Origin of the sequence: Flavobacterium helocola (assembly GCF_038289885.1) — a bacterium.
Classification (GTDB): Bacteria; Bacteroidota; Bacteroidia; order Flavobacteriales; family Flavobacteriaceae; genus Flavobacterium; species Flavobacterium cheniae.
The window spans coordinates 563093-581256 of sequence record NZ_JBBYHT010000001.1; the positions used below are offsets into that span (position 1 = coordinate 563093).

19 protein-coding genes are annotated in these 18164 nt (G+C 32.0%); 7 read left to right on the plus strand and 12 right to left on the minus strand.

The features are described from left to right. Positions 1–61: 61 nt before the first annotated feature. On the minus strand, positions 62–802 hold the full coding sequence (locus AAEO58_RS02670) for a lysophospholipid acyltransferase family protein (RefSeq protein ID WP_291137305.1): 741 nt from the start codon (positions 800–802) through the stop codon (positions 62–64). A gap of 130 nt (positions 803–932) precedes the next feature. Here AAEO58_RS02670 and trpS point away from each other — a divergent pair, with 130 nt between their 5' ends. After that, a complete protein-coding gene (gene trpS / locus AAEO58_RS02675; protein ID WP_341681718.1) occupies positions 933–1901 on the plus strand; it encodes a tryptophan--tRNA ligase in 969 nt (322 codons plus the stop codon). Between the two features lie 62 nt (positions 1902–1963). Here trpS and AAEO58_RS02680 read toward each other — a convergent pair whose 3' ends face one another. The 3 genes from AAEO58_RS02680 to dprA form a co-directional block, all read right to left on the minus strand. Further along, positions 1964–2605 (minus strand): hypothetical protein, encoded by a 642-nt coding sequence (locus AAEO58_RS02680; protein WP_341681720.1) that lies wholly within the window; start codon positions 2603–2605, stop codon positions 1964–1966. Between the two features lie 213 nt (positions 2606–2818). Continuing rightward, a complete protein-coding gene (locus tag AAEO58_RS02685) occupies positions 2819–3139 on the minus strand; it encodes a GIY-YIG nuclease family protein (RefSeq protein WP_341681722.1) in 321 nt (106 codons plus the stop codon). A 205-nt stretch (positions 3140–3344) separates the two neighbouring features. Then, positions 3345–4448 carry a DNA-processing protein DprA gene (dprA, locus tag AAEO58_RS02690; protein ID WP_341681723.1) on the minus strand — a complete coding sequence of 368 codons (1104 nt, stop codon included), beginning with the start codon at positions 4446–4448 and terminating at the stop codon, positions 3345–3347. Positions 4449–4708: 260 nt separating this feature from the next. On the opposite strand from dprA, the gene AAEO58_RS02695 reads away from it, so the two are divergent. The 3 genes from AAEO58_RS02695 (at position 4709) to AAEO58_RS02705 (ending at position 7363) form a co-directional block, all read left to right on the plus strand. After that, positions 4709–5650, plus strand: coding sequence for an HU domain-containing protein (locus tag AAEO58_RS02695; protein ID WP_341681725.1), 942 nt, complete (start codon positions 4709–4711; stop codon positions 5648–5650). A gap of 98 nt (positions 5651–5748) precedes the next feature. Then, positions 5749–6261 carry an acyl-CoA thioesterase gene (locus AAEO58_RS02700; protein ID WP_111566472.1) on the plus strand — a complete coding sequence of 171 codons (513 nt, stop codon included), beginning with the start codon at positions 5749–5751 and terminating at the stop codon, positions 6259–6261. A gap of 49 nt (positions 6262–6310) precedes the next feature. Then, a complete protein-coding gene (locus AAEO58_RS02705) occupies positions 6311–7363 on the plus strand; it encodes a 2Fe-2S iron-sulfur cluster-binding protein (RefSeq protein ID WP_341681727.1) in 1053 nt (350 codons plus the stop codon). A gap of 40 nt (positions 7364–7403) precedes the next feature. On the opposite strand, the gene AAEO58_RS02710 is transcribed toward AAEO58_RS02705, so the two are convergent. Both AAEO58_RS02710 and AAEO58_RS02715 read right to left on the minus strand, forming a co-directional pair. Further along, positions 7404–8441, minus strand: a complete 1038-nt coding sequence (locus tag AAEO58_RS02710) for a glycosyltransferase family 9 protein (RefSeq protein WP_341681729.1) — start codon at positions 8439–8441, stop codon at positions 7404–7406. Between the two features lie 10 nt (positions 8442–8451). Continuing rightward, positions 8452–9057, minus strand: a complete 606-nt coding sequence (locus AAEO58_RS02715; protein WP_288982969.1) for a DUF4254 domain-containing protein — start codon at positions 9055–9057, stop codon at positions 8452–8454. 73 nt (positions 9058–9130) lie between these two features. Here AAEO58_RS02715 and upp point away from each other — a divergent pair, with 73 nt between their 5' ends. Then, positions 9131–9784, plus strand: a complete 654-nt coding sequence (upp, locus tag AAEO58_RS02720; protein WP_290820528.1) for a uracil phosphoribosyltransferase — start codon at positions 9131–9133, stop codon at positions 9782–9784. Here the strand turns inward: upp and AAEO58_RS02725 are convergent. After that, a complete protein-coding gene (locus AAEO58_RS02725; protein WP_341681737.1) occupies positions 9779–10708 on the minus strand; it encodes a DUF6427 family protein in 930 nt (309 codons plus the stop codon). The genes upp and AAEO58_RS02725 overlap by 6 nt on opposite strands. Positions 10709–10754: 46 nt before the next feature. Between AAEO58_RS02725 and AAEO58_RS02730 the strand changes: the two genes are divergently transcribed. Continuing rightward, on the plus strand, positions 10755–10985 hold the full coding sequence (locus AAEO58_RS02730) for a DUF6341 family protein (protein WP_133609015.1): 231 nt from the start codon (positions 10755–10757) through the stop codon (positions 10983–10985). A gap of 22 nt (positions 10986–11007) precedes the next feature. Here the strand turns inward: AAEO58_RS02730 and purD are convergent, their stop codons facing one another. Further along, on the minus strand, positions 11008–12279 hold the full coding sequence (purD, locus tag AAEO58_RS02735; RefSeq protein ID WP_341681739.1) for a phosphoribosylamine--glycine ligase: 1272 nt from the start codon (positions 12277–12279) through the stop codon (positions 11008–11010). 112 nt (positions 12280–12391) lie between these two features. On the opposite strand from purD, the gene AAEO58_RS02740 reads away from it, so the two are divergent. After that, the gene (locus AAEO58_RS02740) at positions 12392–13702 is read left to right on the plus strand and encodes a phenylacetate--CoA ligase family protein (RefSeq protein WP_341681740.1); all 1311 of its coding nucleotides are present in this window, start codon (positions 12392–12394) and stop codon (positions 13700–13702) included. Positions 13703–13732: 30 nt separating this feature from the next. On the opposite strand, the gene AAEO58_RS02745 is transcribed toward AAEO58_RS02740, so the two are convergent. Genes AAEO58_RS02745 through AAEO58_RS02760 form a run of 4 tightly spaced genes read right to left on the minus strand, consistent with a single transcriptional unit; the run spans position 13733 to position 18149 of the window. Beyond that, on the minus strand, positions 13733–14485 hold the full coding sequence (locus AAEO58_RS02745; RefSeq protein ID WP_341681742.1) for a glycosyltransferase family 2 protein: 753 nt from the start codon (positions 14483–14485) through the stop codon (positions 13733–13735). Further along, positions 14485–15837, minus strand: a complete 1353-nt coding sequence (locus AAEO58_RS02750; protein WP_423972049.1) for an undecaprenyl-phosphate glucose phosphotransferase — start codon at positions 15835–15837, stop codon at positions 14485–14487. Before AAEO58_RS02750 ends, AAEO58_RS02745 begins: the two co-directional genes overlap by 1 nt. Further along, complete coding sequence (locus AAEO58_RS02755; protein ID WP_133609023.1) at positions 15838–16821, minus strand: UDP-glucuronic acid decarboxylase family protein; 984 nt, start codon at positions 16819–16821, stop codon at positions 15838–15840. Beyond that, positions 16818–18149 carry an O-antigen ligase family protein gene (locus AAEO58_RS02760; RefSeq protein WP_341681746.1) on the minus strand — a complete coding sequence of 444 codons (1332 nt, stop codon included), beginning with the start codon at positions 18147–18149 and terminating at the stop codon, positions 16818–16820. Before AAEO58_RS02760 ends, AAEO58_RS02755 begins: the two co-directional genes overlap by 4 nt. Positions 18150–18164 lie beyond the last annotated feature (15 nt).

Genomic DNA, 18164 nt, shown 5'->3' on the forward strand with positions numbered 1-18164 from the left:
TTAAGTTGTTTCATTTCTAGTTAAAATGAAACTGAGAAAGTCTAGATGCGTCTAGACTTTTTTATTTTAAATCCTGAAGCAACGGTTGTAAAATGATATCTCTTACTTGTTGTTTCAATGCATTTCTGTCTTCCAATGTTTTGCCTTTCGTTTCAATTATCGGATAAATTTTAGCGCGCATTTTTCCTGGAGTTCCACTGAAGAAAGTATAAGAAAAACGTTTTTTGTTATCGAAAAACACCATAGGAACAATTGGCAAACCATGTTCAATGGCAATTCTGAAAGCACCATCTTTAAATTCATCTAACACAATGTGCTCCTCTGGAACGCCACCTTCTGGAAAAATACAAATACTCAAGCCTTGATGAATTCTTTTTTGAGCACGCTCAAAAACCTGATAACGACTTTTACTATTTGATCTGTCTACCAAAATACAAACGCGTTTATAAATAAATCCAAAAATCGGAATCTTAGCCAATTCTTTCTTTCCCACAAAAACAAATGGATGATTTTTAACTGCAATCAACATCATCATAATATCGGTCATTGAAGTATGATTGGCAACTAACATATAACTTTTCCCATCTTCAAAAACCTCATCACCTTCAATAGAATAATTAAAACCCATTCCAATTAAAATAATCTTAGACCATAACCTCGCAATTTTAAAAAATAATGGATAGGTTTTCTCGCTTAAGATCGTAGCCAAAATAAATGGAAACAGTACAATGATTGGAACTAAAACCAAGATGTAAAACCAAATTCGATATAATAATGTAAGCGGATATTTTAAAAATTTCATTTAGCAAGTTTATTTGATTTCCAAAAGTAATCATTTATATAAAACCTATCTCTTTTTACTTTTCTGTTTTTACTTTACATTTGCATTTCTAAATAACAACTTAGCAACGCATAGCGTTAAAACAAAAACAATGGCAAAAATCTTAACCGGAGTTCAAAGTACAGGAACACCACACTTAGGTAATTTATTAGGAGCAATTATTCCTGCTATTCAAATGGCAAACAATCCTGATAACGAGTCTTTTCTTTTTATTGCCGATTTGCATTCGATTACGCAAATCAAAAATGGAGCAGAATTAAGACAAAACACCTATAGTACGGCTGCAGCTTGGCTAGCTTGTGGTTTAGATACAAACAAAATTGTTTTTTATCGCCAATCTGATGTACCTCAAACGGCTGAGCTTTCTTGGTATTTGAGTTGTTTTTTTCCATTCCAGCGTTTAACCTTAGCACATTCTTTCAAAGATAAAGCAGATAGATTAGAAGATGTAAATGCCGGGTTATTTACCTATCCAATGCTAATGGCAGCCGATATTTTATTGTATGATGCCAATATTGTACCCGTTGGAAAAGACCAAATGCAACACATTGAGATAACAAGAGATGTAGCCTCAAGATTTAATCATCAAATGGGCGAAACCTTTGTGTTGCCAGAAGGAAAAACTTCTGAAGATACCATGTTAATTCCAGGAACCGACGGACAAAAAATGAGTAAATCGAGAAACAATTTCATCAATATTTTTGTAGACGACAAAGCGCTTCGCAAACAAATTATGGGAATTCAAACCGATAGCACACCATTAGAAGATCCAAAAAACCCAGATACTTGTAATTGTTTTGCTTTATACAAATTATTAGCAACACCAGAACAAACAGAAGTAATGAAAGCCAATTATTTAGCTGGAAATTACGGCTACGGTCACGCGAAACAAGCTTTATTTGAATTAATCGTTGAGAAATTCAAAACCGAAAGAGAAAAATACAATTACTACATCAACAACTTAGAAGAAGTAGATAAATTATTACTTGAAGGAGCTGCAAAAGCAAGTGCTGTAGCGAATGGTGTTTTGAAAAGAGTTAGAGAGAAGTTGGGTTATTAATTAAACTCAAATTTAAAAATAAAAAAACCTCAAAGTTTAGAAGTCTAAATTTTGAGGTTTTTTTATTTTTTAATGATTTTTTCGATTTTCCATTTATTTTCCTTTTGAGAGAAATTACAAATTACGTTATAGTGATAATACATTTTATTACATTGGAAATAAGCTTTTCCATTTTTGTGTATTAAAACTCTACTCAACCCAGAAAGTGGAAGATGTTCATTATTTCTGACACTTCCTTCAAAAGTATCTTTGTAAGAAACTAAAACAACATCAATATTTGATTTTTCAAATTCATTTTTAGTTAATTTACGTTCAGGTAGTGAATCATATTCGTATTTAAAATCTTCATTAAATGGTTTATTTACTGAAAGTAAAGTATCAATAACAGCATACTTATATTTTTTAAATTCATCCGCTTTTTTGATTGCAGTTTCGATGTTTTGTTTTAATTCTAACTTAAAATTAATCCAATCCTCATCTCGTTTCTTATTTAATTGTTGAATCTTCTCTTTAGAAAATTTTAAACTATCGACTTCTAAAGGTGGAGGAAGAAAATTGTTTTGACTTTGATTTAATTCATATTTTGCAATTTCCGGCAACACATCGCACAAAACTTCTGCTTCTAATTCTTCATAGGTTTTTTCTTTCTCGGTGCAAGAGAATAAAAACAAAACTATCGATAAGATGCTAAGTGCTTTTTTCATGTTCTAAATTTAGGAATTTCAATCAAAAAATAAGCCAAAAATTTAGAGAAGCTGAAACAAGTTAAGCTTGACAAATAATATCTCTAAACGTCTTCTGTCATTCCGAACTTGTTTCGGAATCTCAATATAGGTATAAACCTTTAAACAATGAGAAGCTGAAACGAGTTCAGCTTGACAAACGTAATGTTATAGTTTTATATAAACTAATCGCTATCATCCTGAACTCGTTTCAGGATCTAATGGTTTCCAAAGATTCTCCCAATTAGGATTAGACGCTTCAATTAGATTAATTTTCCATTGTCGATGCCAATTCTTTAGTTGTTTCTCTCTTGCTATTGCATCATTTATAAATTGAAATTCTTCAAAATAAACTAAAATTTTCAGATTATATTTCGAAGTAAATTTACTTCCTTCTTCATTTACATGCCGTTCCATTCTATCATCTAATCCTCCAGTTACACCAATATAAAGTGTTCCGTTTGGTTTATTAGTGAGAATATAAACCCAATAATTGTGAAATGTTCTATACGCCATTTTTATTTTGTTATTGTTTTGTCATCCTGAACTTGTTTCAGGATCTATGTATTTTAAATTCAGAGAAGCTGAAACGAGTTCAGCTTGACAAGCTATCTGATATTATTTTTTATAAACTAAACTTCTGTCATCCTGAACTCGTTTCAGGATCTATTAATTTCAAATTATCGAGAAGCTGAAACAAGTTCAGCTTGACAAGAAAACATTAAATTATTTCAAACATCTTACCTGGCAAAGGTCTAATCACTCCTTTTAATTCCATGTTCAACAAAATGGAAGAAATTCTGTAAATCGGAAAATCGCATTCTAAAGCGATGATGTCCATCATTTCTTTTCCTGTTTTTTGAAGGTAATCGTAAATGATTTGTTCTTCATCGGCTAAGGTAACGAACAATTGTTTTTGTACTACTTTTTGAGATTCGCGTTGCAATTCCCAATTCAAAATATACACCAAATCTGCTGCGGATGTGAGTAAATTGGCACGTTGTGTTTTAATCAAATTATTGCAACCTTGACTGTATTTATCTGTCGTTCTTCCTGGAACTGCGAAAACGTCTCGGTTGTAATCGTTGGCTAAATTAGCGGTGACTAACGAACCGCCTCTTTCTGCACTTTCAATTACGATGGTAGCTTCGCTAATGCCAGCAACAATGCGATTTCGTTTGATGAAATTTTCTTTATCGGGATTACTGCTGCTCCAAAATTCGGTTAAAAAGCCACCGTTTTGTTCCATTTTTGCCATGTACTTTTTGTGGGTTTTCGGATAAATTTGGTTTAATCCGTGAGCTAAAACACCAATAGTTTGTAAACCACAATCCATTGCTATTTGATGGGCGTAAATATCTACGCCATAAGCGAAACCGCTAACAATAATGGGATTTAAAGGTGAAATCTCTTCTATTAATTTCTTAGTAAATTCCATGCCATACGTCGTAATTTGACGTGTTCCGACAATACTAATAATTCTTCTATTCTGTAAATCGATATTTCCCGCTTGAAATAAAAGTACAGGGCTGTCGTAGCAATGTTTTAATCGTTCGGGATAATTTTCATCTTGAAAATAAGTGGTGGAAATATTTTCTTGCGCAATGAATTGGAGTTCAGCTTCCGCTTTTGCAAATACCGATTTGTCTTGTAAATTTTTAATTACAACCGAACCAATGCCGTCAATTTTTTGAAGTTGGGATTTTTTTGAAGCGAAGACTTCTGTAGCGTTTCCGCAATGTTGAATGAGTTTTTTGGCGATTACATCTCCTACTCCTTCCACTTGCATTAACGCAAGCGTGTGGTACAATTCTGACTGTGTCATGGCGTGTATAAAATTTATTTGGCGTATAATTGAACAACAAAAATAGTTCTTTTTAGCAATAATCCAAAAAAGAAAATGGAAACCTCCCTAGCCCTGATGGGAGCGGCACCGTGTAAAGCGGACAGCAGCCCTTCGACAAGCTCAGGATGACAAAAATCACAAACACCTTATTTACAATTATTTACAGTAAAAATCGCAATTGTTAATAATTTTTGTTGATAAAATTTTGATATTACTATTGATTATCTAACTTTGTTGTTATGCAGATAGAAAAACACATATCCGACTTATTATATCGTTATCAGTGCGTTACTGTTCCTGGCTTTGGTGCGTTTTTAACCGAAACTGTGTCCGCTCACGTTACTGGAAGCGCAAGTTCGTTTTTTCCACCTAAAAAAGTGGTTTCGTTTAATGCGAATGTAAAAAACAATGATGGTTTATTGGCGAATCATGTGGCATTACAAGAAAAAATGTCCTACGAATTAGCCGTAATCAAAATTGGTGATGTGGTGAACGAATGGACGTATTTGTTGCAAAACCGCAATCGCGTAGTGTTGAAAAACATTGGCGAAATTTCGGTGAACAATGAAATGAATTGGGTTTTTGAACCAGCTAATACGGTAAATTATTTAACGGATTCTTTTGGATTAACTCCTTTTGTTTCTCCTGAAATTACAAGAGAAGTTTTAAAGCAAGAAGTGGAAGCTTTAGAAGAAAAAGCACCAATTATTTTTACGCCTGAAAGAAAGAAAGATTACTCGTATTTAAAATATGCTGCTGTTTTTGTAACGATGTTGGGTGCTGGTGGTTTTGGTTATAAAAACTATACAGATCTAAAATTTGAAGAACAAAGGCTGTTAGTTGAGAAAAACGTTCAAGAAAAAGTACAACAACAAATTCAACAAGCTACTTTCGTAATTAGCGCTCCAGTTGAAGCCGTTGAATTGACTGTTGCAACTCCGGTTGAAGAAAAAATGCCTTATCATTTAGTGGCTGGCGCTTACCGAAGTGAAGAAAATGCTAACAAAGCTATTGACGAATTAAAAGCAGCAGGTTTTGAAAATGCTAAGATGCTTCCGATGAACAAACACAACTTATATCCTGTGGTTTATGGAAGCTTCAAAAACTTAAACGACGCTCAAACAGAAAGAAAAAACATCCAAAAATCACACAATGCGGAAGCTTGGTTAATGATAGAATAAATTTTTAACACTTTGCGTAAAAATTATTGAAATCCCAGTTTTGGGATTTTTTTATGCATTTTATTTTCATATTCCTCATTATCTTTGCAAAAAAAACAATGCAACCAAAATTTCCTTCAGAATCGGTAACTACTCTAACTGATTTAGTATTACCAGGCGAAACCAATCCATTGAACAACTTATTTGGTGGAGAACTGTTAGCTCGTATGGACAGAGCAGCAAGTATCACCGCAAGAAGACACTCACGAAGAATTTGTGTAACGGCATCGGTGAATCACGTGGCGTTTAACAGAGCTATTCCATTAGGAAGTGTAGTAACCGTTGAATCTAAAGTTTCAAGAACATTCAACACTTCTATGGAAATTTTTATTGATGTTTGGATTGAAGACCGTGAATCAGGAATTAAAAATAAAGCTAATGAAGCTATCTATACATTCGTAGCGGTTGATGAAACGGGAAGACCAATTCCAGTTCCACCAATTGAACCAGAAACCGAGTTAGAAAAACAACGTTACGAAGCCGCTTTAAGAAGAAAACAACTAAGTTTAGTCTTAGCTGGAAAAATGAAACCAAGCGAAGCAACCGAATTAAAAGCGTTGTTTATGGAATAAATTGAGAACCTTCGGGTTCTTTTTTTTATTTTTGTAAAAAATAAATCACATGTCATCATTTTATAAATTAAGCATTAAAGAAATCATCAAAGAAACTGCTGATGCCGTTTCGATTCTTTTTAATGTTCCAGACGAATTAAAATCATATTACACTTTTGTTGCTGGTCAATATGTAAACTTAAAAGTTACGCTTGACGGACAAGAAATTAGAAGAGCGTATTCGATTTGTTCTTCTCCAAAAAGTGGCGAATTACGAATTGCTGTTAAAGCCATCAAAACTGGATTTTTTTCTAAGTTTGCCAATGAAAAATTAGCTGTTGGAAACGTAATTGAAGTAGGAACTCCAGAAGGGAAATTCACTTTCGAACCAAAAGCAGAGCGCCAGAAAAACTACGCAGCTTTTGTAGCTGGTAGCGGAATTACGCCTGTTTATTCCATTCTAAAATCCGTTTTAGAAGAAGAACCTAATAGTACTTTTGTATTGGTTTACGGTAATAAATCAGAAAAAGACACCATTTTCCACAACCAATTACACGATTTGCAATTGCAATATGTGGGGCGTTTGTTTGTGCAATATGTGTACAGTCAATCAACTGCAGACAATGCTTTGTTTGGCAGAATTGATAAATCAACGGTGAATTTCGTCTTGAAAAACAAACATGCTGAAATGGAATTTTCAAAATTCTATTTGTGTGGACCAGAAGAAATGATCAATTTGGTTTCGGATACGTTGAAAGAAAACAATATTTCAGATTCAGATATTAAATTCGAATTATTCTCAACATCTTCAAACGAAAACGAATCTGTTGGTGGAGCTGAAGGCCACACTAAAATTTCAATTTTAGTAGACGACGAAGAAACAACTTTCGAAATGAGTCAAAAACAAACCTTATTAGAAGCGGCTTTAAAACAAGGTTTAGATGTACCGTATTCTTGTCAAGGTGGAATTTGCAGTAGTTGTATTTGTAAAATTACCGAAGGTGCTGCCGATATGAAGAAAAATCAAATTTTAACTGATTCAGAAATTGCTGAAGGATTAACATTAGCGTGTCAAGCATATCCAACAACATCAACAATTAAGATTGATTTTGATGATGTTTAATCTTTAATATTCCAATTAGAAATACAAATTCCAATTTTATCTAGGTAAGATTGGAATTTATTTTTTCAATAACTTGAGTTGGCAAAATCGTTCGCATCACATCTGCATAACCTTCCACTTTTTTATTTCCATAAATGGAAGTTGGCAATAACGGATATTTAGCTCTGTCTGAAGTCAAACAAAAATCATCAGGTTGATTGAACGGTTTAAAACCGGCATAAGGATGCGTTGCGCCCCAAAGTGTAATCACTTTAACGCCCAACATCGCAGCAATATGCGCATTTCCAGAATCCATCGAAAGCATGATATCTAAATTTGAAATCACTTCTAATTCTTGTTTAAATTTTAGTTTTCCAGCTAAAACGATTACATTTTCATGTTGATTTTGTAATTGATTTAGCAACTGAATTTCTTTCTCGCCGCCGCCAAATAAGAAGATTTTATTGTTTTTATTTTCAGCTAAACCATCAATTACTTGTTGCATTAAATCGATTGGATAGACTTTACTTTCATATTGTGCAAAAGGTGCTATTCCAATCCAATTTTGATTTTTTATTCCTGTAATGGAAAGAATTTCTTCTGATAAAATCGCTTTTTCTGGGAATTGAGGATTCTTTAAATCAATTGAAAACCCAAGTTGCTTTAAAGTATCAACATGTCTTTCAACCATTGGCTTCACTGGAGCAAAAACTTTATTGGCTAAACTCGTTAATGCTTTCTTTTCGGCTCTTCCTTTATCGGTTGCGGCGACTTTTTTTCCGCTTAAAGCGAATAAGGTTCGGACTACTTTAGAACGAAGTACATTATGTAAATCGGCAACAAAATCAATGTTTAATTTTCGTAAATCGGAAAACAATCGAAGTAAACCTAAGAAACCTTTGTGTCGTTCTTTCAAATCCACACCAAAGAAATTCACATTCGGAATGCCGTCAAAAAAAGGTTGAAAAAAAGGACGCGAAACTACGGTAATTTTTACTTTGGGATATTGCAAAACTAAGGCTCTCAACACAGGAACTGTCATTGCGACATCACCCATGGCTGAGAGCCTTATTACCAATATGTGTTTTGGTTTAGACATCAAATGATGACTATTTTTTATTTTGATACAACACCGGATTTAACTCCTCGTCGTTGTACATTTTCATTTGTTTGTAAACTTTCATGTATTTGTCACCCGCTTCAATATCTTCAATTAATTGACTGATTGAAGTAAACATATCGTTTTTTTGGTCTAACAAAACATTTAATTTTTCTTGACATTTTGCTCTGTGTTCAGCGGTTGCTTCAGCACGAGTTGCCTCTTCGTTCATGTGGTAAATTTTCAATGCTAAAATCGATAAACGGTCAATTGCCCAAGCTGGACTTTCCGTATTGATTTTTGCATTTGGCTTTACTTGAACATCTTTGTATTTATCTAAGAAATAACTATCGATATACTCCACCATATCCGTACGAACTTGGTTAGAAGCATCAATTTTACGTTTTAAATCTAATGCTGCAACTGGATCAATATTTGGATCACGAACGATATCTTCATAATGCCATTGAACCGTATCTACCCAGTTTTTTGCAAATAACAAATATTCAATAGTTCCTTTTTCGAAAGGATTTACAACTGGTTGATACACATCGTCTACAATGTGATATGTTTTGATACTTTGTTCAAAAATGGGAAATGCAAATTCAGCAAACATAATTATAGCTTTAAAATTGATACAAAAATAGCGATTTTTTGTACTTTTATCCTGAAAATAAAAAATAAATCCAATGCACATTCATTATATCTCAGAGCAAAATAGTATTCTTAATCATTTCTTGGCGCAAATTCGCGATGTGAACATCCAAAATGACAGCATGCGTTTTAGAAAAAACATTGAGCGTATTGGAGAAATAATGGCATACGAATTAAGCAAAACACTTGATTACAAAGAAATTGATGTGCAAACACCATTAGGAATCAAACACACTACAACTATTGCTGAGCCTGTGGTTTTGTGTTCAATTTTACGTGCTGGTTTAGCGTTACATCAAGGTTTTATGAGCTTTTTTGATAATGCAGAAAACGGATTTGTTTCGGCTTACCGTCATCATTACGATAACGATGATAAATTTGAAATATTAGTAGAATATCAGGCAGCTCCATCTTTCGAAGGAAAAAATTTAATTTTAATTGACCCGATGTTAGCTACTGGACAATCATTAGTAGCTGTACTTCACAAATTACATTTGGAACACCAACCTAAAGAAATTCATATTGCTGTCGTGATTGCAACTCCAGAAGGTATTCAGTATTTAGAAGAGAATGTACCTTCGAATTGTCACTTATGGGTAGCGGCTTTAGATGAAAAATTGAATGAGCACAATTACATTGTTCCAGGTTTAGGTGATGCTGGAGATTTGGCTTACGGAATTAAATTATAATTGCATTATAAAAAAGAAAATTCCTAATCCTAACAAAGCATAAACCACAATTTCTTTTACCCAATTGTTCTCAATTTTTTCAATAAAATTAGCACCCATAATCGCTAAAGGTCCGAAACAAAACGCTAAACATCCATTATTTTTGTTGGCAGAAAGAACATAAATTCCAACCCCAAGAATAAATGAAAACAAAATGGTTTTGTGTGATGATTGCATGTTCAAGGCTTTGTTTGGCACATCAAAAACATGCAAAACAAATGCAAATAAACTTAGTGAAGTAAAAACCGCTAAAGCAATTCGTTGGTAAATATTTTCAAAGTAATAAAAATCAAAACTAATATACGTTTTATCTAACAAGGTACTCAATAAAGTATTGTCGAGAATACTATTAGCAAGGAAAAACAAAATAGTTACCGCAAACAACGCAATAAAAGGTATAATCCAATTTCGATAATCTTTAGAAACGTGAAGTATAACGGCAATGAAAACTAAAATGATGTAAAAAATACTCCAAAAGTGAAATAAGGCAGCTAAGAAAATCCAAAACGAAGCGTCAAAAACTTTCTCTTTTGTTTGAAGTAAAGATTTTAATGAAATTAACCTTCTCAAGGCTAAAAGCAATAGAAAATTAGAAATAATAATGTTCTTATTTTGGAAAATGGAAGAAAAGAACAATAAAAAAACAAAGAATAAAAACAACGCATAATTGTTACCTTTAGTCAATCCGTTTTTAAGTGTAATGAAATTTAGAATGAATAAAGAAGCGAAAAGCAAGACATATAAACCAAACTGCTCGGCATAGTAAACCCAGTCTGCAGTAGGTTTAGCCAACGCAATTATCTTTATAGAAAAGAAAAAAAGCGACAGAATTCCTATTACTAAATAATTAAATGGTCTTGTTTTACTAAAAACGCTTGCTAACATGCGAATATTTTATATTTTTGTGGTGTAAATATAATACTTTATCAAAATGAAATCATTTTTTGAAGGAATACAATCACTTTTCGTAGATTTTTTATTCTTACCAATGGATTGGTTAAGAGAACTAGAATTAACTAATTGGTGGACTGCAAATATCTTAAACTGGATTTTTATTATAATCTGTTGTGGAGCTATGACTTATTGGATTAAGCAATTGAACATCTTCAAAGCAAACAATGAAGATGAGCAAGATACAACTGCACACTCATTTTTAAAATAATCTTATAAGATATTAGCAAGGATTATAAATCCTTACCAATATCTGTTCTAAAATACATCTTATCAAATTGTAGCTTAGCTATACTTTGATAAGATTTTTTTATGGCTTCTTGAAAGACATTACCATACGAAGTTACAGCAATTACGCGTCCTCCATTAGTCACAACTTTTCCGTTTTCTAATTTTGTTCCCGCATGAAATGGAATAGAATCCGTGATATTTTCCAATCCGAAAATCTCTTTTCCTTTCTCATAGTCTTCTGGATAACCGCCTGAAACAACCATAATTGTAGTAGCTGCTCTTTCATCGATTTCTAAAGTGATTTTTTCTAATTCCTGATTTCCAATCGCTTCAAAAATTTCAACTAAATCACTTTTTAGTCTTGGCATCACTACTTCCGTTTCTGGATCTCCCATACGAACGTTGTATTCGATAACCATTGGTTCGCCTTTCACGTTGATTAATCCAATAAAAACAAATCCTTTATATTCGATTCCGTCTTTTTGTAAACCTGCAATGGTTGGTTTTACAATTCGAGTTTCAATTTTTTCTAATAAAACTGCATCCGCAAATGGAACCGGAGATACTGCTCCCATTCCACCTGTGTTTAATCCAGTATCGCCTTCTCCGATTCTTTTGTAATCTTTTGCGGTTGGTAATACTTTATATGATTTTCCATCAGTTAAAACGAAACAACTTAATTCTATTCCGTCTAAAAATTCTTCGATGACTACTTTTGAACTCGCTTGTCCAAACTTAGCTCCCACTAACATATTTCTTAATTCCGTTTTCGCTTCTTCTAAATCAGATAATATTAAAACGCCTTTTCCAGCAGCTAAACCATCGGCTTTTAAAACGTATGGCGGTTTCAATGTTTCCAAAAAATCGCATCCTTTTTCAACAGTTTCTTTTGTAAAACTTTCGTAACGAGCAGTTGGAATATTGTGCTTTACTAAAAATTCTTTGGCAAATTCTTTACTTCCTTCTAATTGTGCCCCAACTTTTGATGGTCCGATTACTGGAATGTGATTGATTTCAGCATCATTTTTGAAGAAATCATAAATTCCTAAAACCAATGGATCTTCTGGTCCGACCACAACCATTTCTACTTTTTCTTCTAAAACAAAAGCTTTAACGGCATCAAAATCATTGGGATTTAACTCTATGTTTTTTGCGATGTTTGCTGTTCCTGCATTTCCAGGCGCAACAAAAAGTGAAGTACATTTTGAAGATTGAAGCATTTTCCAAGCCAGTGCGTGTTCGCGACCGCCAGAACCAAGTAGTAAAATAGTCATTTTGAGTGTTGTTATGTTGTTTGGCAAAAGTACTATTTCTTAAGAAGAAAGAAAAAAGAAAAAAGAAGAAAGATTATTTTCAGATTTATTACTTTTGGATAAATTCCAACGAATGTTCAACTTGTTTCATCTTTCTTTAAAATTAAGCGGTTTTCCTATTGCGAAAGCTCAAGCTGATTTTGAGAAAATTCTACAAATTTCGGAAGCAGATTATCCAGATTATCTCGAAACTAAAAAGCGAGAAATTGTGGAATTTCATTTGAAAAATAATCCTTTTTATCAGAATTTAGTTGGGAAAGACAGCTTTGAAAATTGGAATGATTTACCCGTTCTAACTAAAAAAGATTTACAAAAACCTTTAAAAGATAGACTGTCAAAAGGCTATTCTGAAAAAACTGTCTTTGTGAATAAAACTTCGGGTTCGAGTGGTGATCCGTTTGTCTTTGCTAAGGATAAAGAAGCGCATGCCATAACTTGGGCTTCCATAATTCATCGATTTGGTTGGTATGGTGTTGATTTCAATTCGTCGTTTCAAGCGCGATTTTATGGGATTCCTTTGGATTTTATTGGGTACAGAAAAGAACGTTTAAAAGACTTTTTGAGTAAACGATATCGTTTCCCGATTTTTGATTTATCGGATACGATTTTAGATGGCGTTTTGGAACATTTTAAAACGAAAAAGTTTGATTACATTAATGGTTACACGAGTTCGATTGTGCTTTTTGGAAAGTTTTTACAAGCTCGAAATATCATTCTAACCGATGTTTGTCCCACCTTGAAAGTTTGTATGGTGACATCGGAAATGTTGTTTGAAGAAGATAAAATTCTGCTGGAAAAACATTTGGGAATTCCAGTTGTGAATGAATATGGTGCTTCGGAATTAGATTTAATTGCATTCCAAAATCCGAATGACGAATGGCAAGTAAATTCGGAAACCTTGTTTGTGGAGATTTTGGATGAAAATAATCAACCAGTTCCATATGGAAAGGAAGGAAAAGTGGTGATTACTTCGTTATACAATAAAGCGCATCCATTCATTCGTTATGAAATTGGCGATATTGGGATTTTAGATGAAAAAAGCACATTGAAAAAACCCATTCTGAAAAAATTAATTGGAAGAACCAGTGATGTGGCGCTTTTACCAAGTGGAAAAAAATCCCCTGGATTAACCTTTTACTACGTAACCAAAAGTATTATTGAAGATGATGGAAACGTAAAAGAATTCATCGTACGCCAAACAAAATTGGATAGTTTTGATATTGATTATGTGAGTTCGGTAGAATTGACTTCGGAGCAAATTCAAGAAATTGAAAAAGCAATTGCTAAATATTTAGAACCTGGCTTGCATTTTACCTACAACCGAAAAGAAGTTTTGGAAAGAACAAAAAGAGGGAAATTGAAGCAATTTCAATCAAATTTATGATTCATTTGTCAGTTTGAGCGAAGTCGAAAACTAATTTCTATACTTCATAAAACCGCGATACATCCAATGCAACATATAATAAGCCGATTGAAAAACATTCAGTTTTTCAACTTCTCTATAAAATTGCCATTGGTATTTAATTAAATCCGCTTTTTTTCTGGAAAGTGAATTTTCTCTAATTCTATAAATAGCTTGAGTTTCTTGGATTCCGTGAGCGAATGGAATCACTTTCAAATAATTCAACCACAAACCCATATCTTGACGTTTTCGGATAAGTGGCATGTACTTTTTACCTAATTTTTTTATATCTAAAAATGCCGTTAAACAGCTAATTGAATTGGATTTTAAAATATCGGTATAAGTAACTTTACTTGGAACAATAAAATCAGAATACACAAATTCTAATTCTTCATTGGCTCTTTTATAAGAGGAAAACACAAACGGAATTCCGGTTTCTTGAATAGTTTTGATATTATTTTCGATGAAAGTTGGGAACCAAATATCATCAGCATCAATAAACGTCATGTAATCACCTGAGGCTTTCTCAATTCCAGTATTTCGGGCAACGGCTGGACCTGAATTTTGATTTAATTTATGAAATTGAATACGATTATCGTTTTGGATTATAGATAAAACTACACTTTCCGTTTCATCAGATGAACCATCATCTACAATAATCATTTCCCAATTTTGATAGGTTTGATTTTGCACTGATTTTATCGTTTCAGCAATATATTTTGCGGAATTATAAGATGGTGTGATTATGGAGACTAAAGCGTTCATTAGTAGGCTTTTTTATCGCCTTTAATGGCGTTAATCACTGTGGCAAAAATGATTTTAATGTCTAACAAAATAGACCAGTTTTCCAGATAGAAAATATCATATTTTACTCTATTTATGATATCTTTTTCTGTTTCTACTTCTCCTCTAAATCCATTGGTTTGGGCTAATCCTGTTATTCCTGGTTTTATAAAATGACGTACCATGAATTTATCAACTGTTTTAGCGTACATTTCTGTGTGACTTACCATGTGAGGTCTTGGTCCAACTACCGACATATCTCCTAACAAAACATTAAAAAACTGAGGCAATTCATCAATACTTGTTTTACGAATAAACTTACCAACTCTTGTAATTCTTGGGTCGTTTTTTTGTACTTGTTCTAAATCAGCAATTGGATTTAGATGCATCGAACGGAATTTATAACAATAAAATTCTTCATAGTTTAAGCCGTTTCTTTTTTGTTTGAAAAAAATTGGTCCTTTTGATTCAATTAAAATTAAGAGAGCAATTATGGGAGTCAACCAAGAAAGCAGGCAGATAATTATTAGTAAAGAAAAAACTAAATCAAAAACTCGTTTTAATCGTTTATTTACTTCTTTATCTAATGGAATAGTTCGTAACGATATGATTGGAATATAATCATAGTATTCAACAGCTAAATTTCTTAAAAAAGTATTTTTACTGTCTGGTAAAAATTTAATTGTTTTTAAATTATTATCCGAAAAATGAATTAAATTGTTGATTTCCCTATTAGTAAGCGTGCTTATTGATGCGTATATCTCATCTATTTTATGTTCAATAACATAGTTTTTACATTCTCCTAATTCGGTTTTCTTATTCTTTTTTAAATCAAAAACATGGTTTAAATTATATCCATAATCGGGATTGTTTGAGAAAAATTCTATTAACTCGTCAACATTTTTACCGTTACCTACTATAATTACATTTCTGTAATTTCCACCATATAAAAGACGATATTTTTTTAATAAAAAGAAAATTGAAAATTTTAAAAATCCAACTGAAATAAATGAACAAAATATATAAAAACCAATTTCATCTGCTGTTACATATTTATATTTGAAACCAACATAAGCAAATGTAATTAAGCTAATAAAAAAGAATTGCTTTAATAGTTTTCCTAAAATTTGAAAACCTTTACTATATCTATATACCTCATAATAACCTGAATAGTAAGAAATTATCAGCCAAAAAATAGAAACTATTGAATGATAGCCAATATTACTCATAGCAGATCGCATACAAACAAGTATCAATAAATTTATTATAATTAAATCTAAAAGTGTTTGTATGGGTCTAATATATACTGAGTATCTTCCTGTTTTGTTCTTCAATTAGTGAATATATTTTGTAAAATCTTTATGTTCTTCTTTTAACAACTCTTCCGAAGAAAGTGTCTTAAAATAATCATACGTAATTTTCATGCCTTCGGATCTTGACACTTTTGCTTCCCAACCTAAAATTTCTCTTGCTTTGGTCGTATCAGGCTGTCTTTGCATTGGATCATTAATTGGCAACGGATGATATACCACTTTTTGATTGGTTCCTGTTAACTTTATAATTTCTTCAGCAAAATCTTTAATGGTGATTTCGTCTGGATTTCCAATATTTACAGGTAAATGGTAGTCTGAGTGTAATAATCTGAAAATTCCTTCTACTTGGTCGTCAACATAACAGAATGAACGCGTTTGACTTCCATCGCCAAAAATAGTTAAATCTTCGCCACGAAGTGCTTGTCCAATAAATGCTGGAATTACACGACCATCGTTTAATCGCATTCTTGGTCCGTATGTGTTAAAAATACGTACAATTCTGGTTTCTACCCCATGAAAAGTATGGTAGGCCATGGTTATAGACTCTTGAAAACGCTTAGCTTCATCATAAACACCTCTTGGGCCAATTGTATTTACGTTTCCATAATATTCTTCTGTTTGTGGATGAACTAAAGGATCTCCGTAAACTTCAGAAGTGGATGCAATAAGAATTCTAGCATTTTTAACACGTGCCAAACCTAACAAATTATGAGTTCCAAGTGAACCTACTTTTAAAGTTTGGATTGGAATTTTTAAATAATCAATTGGGCTTGCTGGTGATGCAAAGTGTAAAATGTAATCTAATTTACCTGGTACATGAACAAACTTGGTAATATCATGATGGTAAAATTCGAAATTTTTATCTTTAAATAAATGTTCTATATTTTTTAAATCACCCGTAATTAAGTTATCCATTCCGATAACAAAATAACCTTCTTTAATAAATCTATCGCAAAGATGTGAGCCAAGAAAACCCGCTGCACCTGTAATTAATATTCTTTTCATTTTATTTTATTTTCTTTTTCTGATAAATGAATTGTGTTGAACAAACAATAAAAAACTGTAAAAAACACAACACCTCTTTGTCTCCACAAAAAAGATTCGGTCAAAAATAAGCTTATCATTAGACTTGCAAAAACAATATGGGTAAAATCTTTATTTTTTAATGCGTTTTTAAGGTTTACGAATAAAATTAAAATCAAGAAAACAAATCCTATGAACCCTAACTCAGAAAAAACCTGAATATATTGGTTGTGAAAGTTTTTCTTTTGATACCCTTCTGTGGTTTCATTTCCTTGAAAAACGTTGTATTTCAAGCCTTTTTCTTCCAACATTTTATATGATGCATTAAGTCCTAAACCTTGAAAAAAAACATTTTCTTCTTTCATTATTTCTAAAAACATTCTAAACTGATATACTCGAAAAGATGCTCCTGAAAAAAAATCGCTTTGTTCAAATTTATCATTTTCCCAAGCCTCCTTCATACTAATTATTCGATTACCAACAATTTCTTTAGGAATAACGGTATGTCCAATATTATTATCCTTATTCAATTGAAATTCAAATTCGATTTTTTCTTTTATTCTATGAAAAAAAAGAAATGAAAAAAACACAATTACTAGCATGACAATGTTTCGCAATCGCATTTTATTAGCTGTTTTTGAATAGAAGAAAAAATAAAGAGAAATCAAGAAAACCGTTGTTATTATGACTGTTTTTGATTGAAGTAAAAATAAAAATGAAACTAAAAAAAGCTGAATTATTATTGTTTTTAAAGTATTCGCCTCATGCGTTATAAAATATAATAAAGAAAAACTAACAAAAACAGAATAGTGAACAGCATTTAACTCTTTAGTTACTAATTCATGACCAAAAAAAATATTGGTATCATTAATAAAGTAGTTTAAAAATGCTCTAACTATAAAATATATTGAAACTACAACAATAGAACAACTAAAATATTTAATGATTTTATCTTTTTCTTGCTTAAATATTGTTTTCGAAAATATAAAAACTAGAGGTATCAACAATAAAGAAATCTCTTTTAATAATGATTTTATAGAAGTCGATTTATCTATTGACCAAAAAAAAGACAAAGCCATTAATGCATAAAGTACTATTGGTAAAAATAGCGATGTGTTTTTATTAAAATTATTTTTATTAAAAAAAACCAACGAGAAAGTAAATAAAATTCCAATACAAATGCTGTTTAATATATTTGCAAAAGGAATTGTTATTAAAACCAAAAGTATAAATATAAATAAACCCCCATCTTTTGTGTTAATTATTATCCTTTTGAAAAGTTCAACAATATTTGAATAAAGATTACTCATTTTTTAAAGTTAATG

Coding starts and splice junctions, on each gene's coding strand:
- AAEO58_RS02670 (WP_291137305.1), bottom strand. CDS start 802: ATGAAATTTTTAAAATATCCGCTTACATTATTATATCGAATTTGGTTT.
- trpS (WP_341681718.1), top strand. CDS start 933: ATGGCAAAAATCTTAACCGGAGTTCAAAGTACAGGAACACCACACTTA.
- AAEO58_RS02680 (WP_341681720.1), bottom strand. CDS start 2,605: ATGAAAAAAGCACTTAGCATCTTATCGATAGTTTTGTTTTTATTCTCT.
- AAEO58_RS02685 (WP_341681722.1), bottom strand. CDS start 3,139: ATGGCGTATAGAACATTTCACAATTATTGGGTTTATATTCTCACTAAT.
- dprA (WP_341681723.1), bottom strand. CDS start 4,448: ATGACACAGTCAGAATTGTACCACACGCTTGCGTTAATGCAAGTGGAA.
- AAEO58_RS02695 (WP_341681725.1), top strand. CDS start 4,709: ATGCAGATAGAAAAACACATATCCGACTTATTATATCGTTATCAGTGC.
- AAEO58_RS02700 (WP_111566472.1), top strand. CDS start 5,749: ATGCAACCAAAATTTCCTTCAGAATCGGTAACTACTCTAACTGATTTA.
- AAEO58_RS02705 (WP_341681727.1), top strand. CDS start 6,311: ATGTCATCATTTTATAAATTAAGCATTAAAGAAATCATCAAAGAAACT.
- AAEO58_RS02710 (WP_341681729.1), bottom strand. CDS start 8,441: ATGTCTAAACCAAAACACATATTGGTAATAAGGCTCTCAGCCATGGGT.
- AAEO58_RS02715 (WP_288982969.1), bottom strand. CDS start 9,057: ATGTTTGCTGAATTTGCATTTCCCATTTTTGAACAAAGTATCAAAACA.
- upp (WP_290820528.1), top strand. CDS start 9,131: ATGCACATTCATTATATCTCAGAGCAAAATAGTATTCTTAATCATTTC.
- AAEO58_RS02725 (WP_341681737.1), bottom strand. CDS start 10,708: ATGTTAGCAAGCGTTTTTAGTAAAACAAGACCATTTAATTATTTAGTA.
- AAEO58_RS02730 (WP_133609015.1), top strand. CDS start 10,755: ATGAAATCATTTTTTGAAGGAATACAATCACTTTTCGTAGATTTTTTA.
- purD (WP_341681739.1), bottom strand. CDS start 12,279: ATGACTATTTTACTACTTGGTTCTGGCGGTCGCGAACACGCACTGGCT.
- AAEO58_RS02740 (WP_341681740.1), top strand. CDS start 12,392: ATGTTCAACTTGTTTCATCTTTCTTTAAAATTAAGCGGTTTTCCTATT.
- AAEO58_RS02745 (WP_341681742.1), bottom strand. CDS start 14,485: ATGAACGCTTTAGTCTCCATAATCACACCATCTTATAATTCCGCAAAA.
- AAEO58_RS02755 (WP_133609023.1), bottom strand. CDS start 16,821: ATGAAAAGAATATTAATTACAGGTGCAGCGGGTTTTCTTGGCTCACAT.
- AAEO58_RS02760 (WP_341681746.1), bottom strand. CDS start 18,149: ATGAGTAATCTTTATTCAAATATTGTTGAACTTTTCAAAAGGATAATA.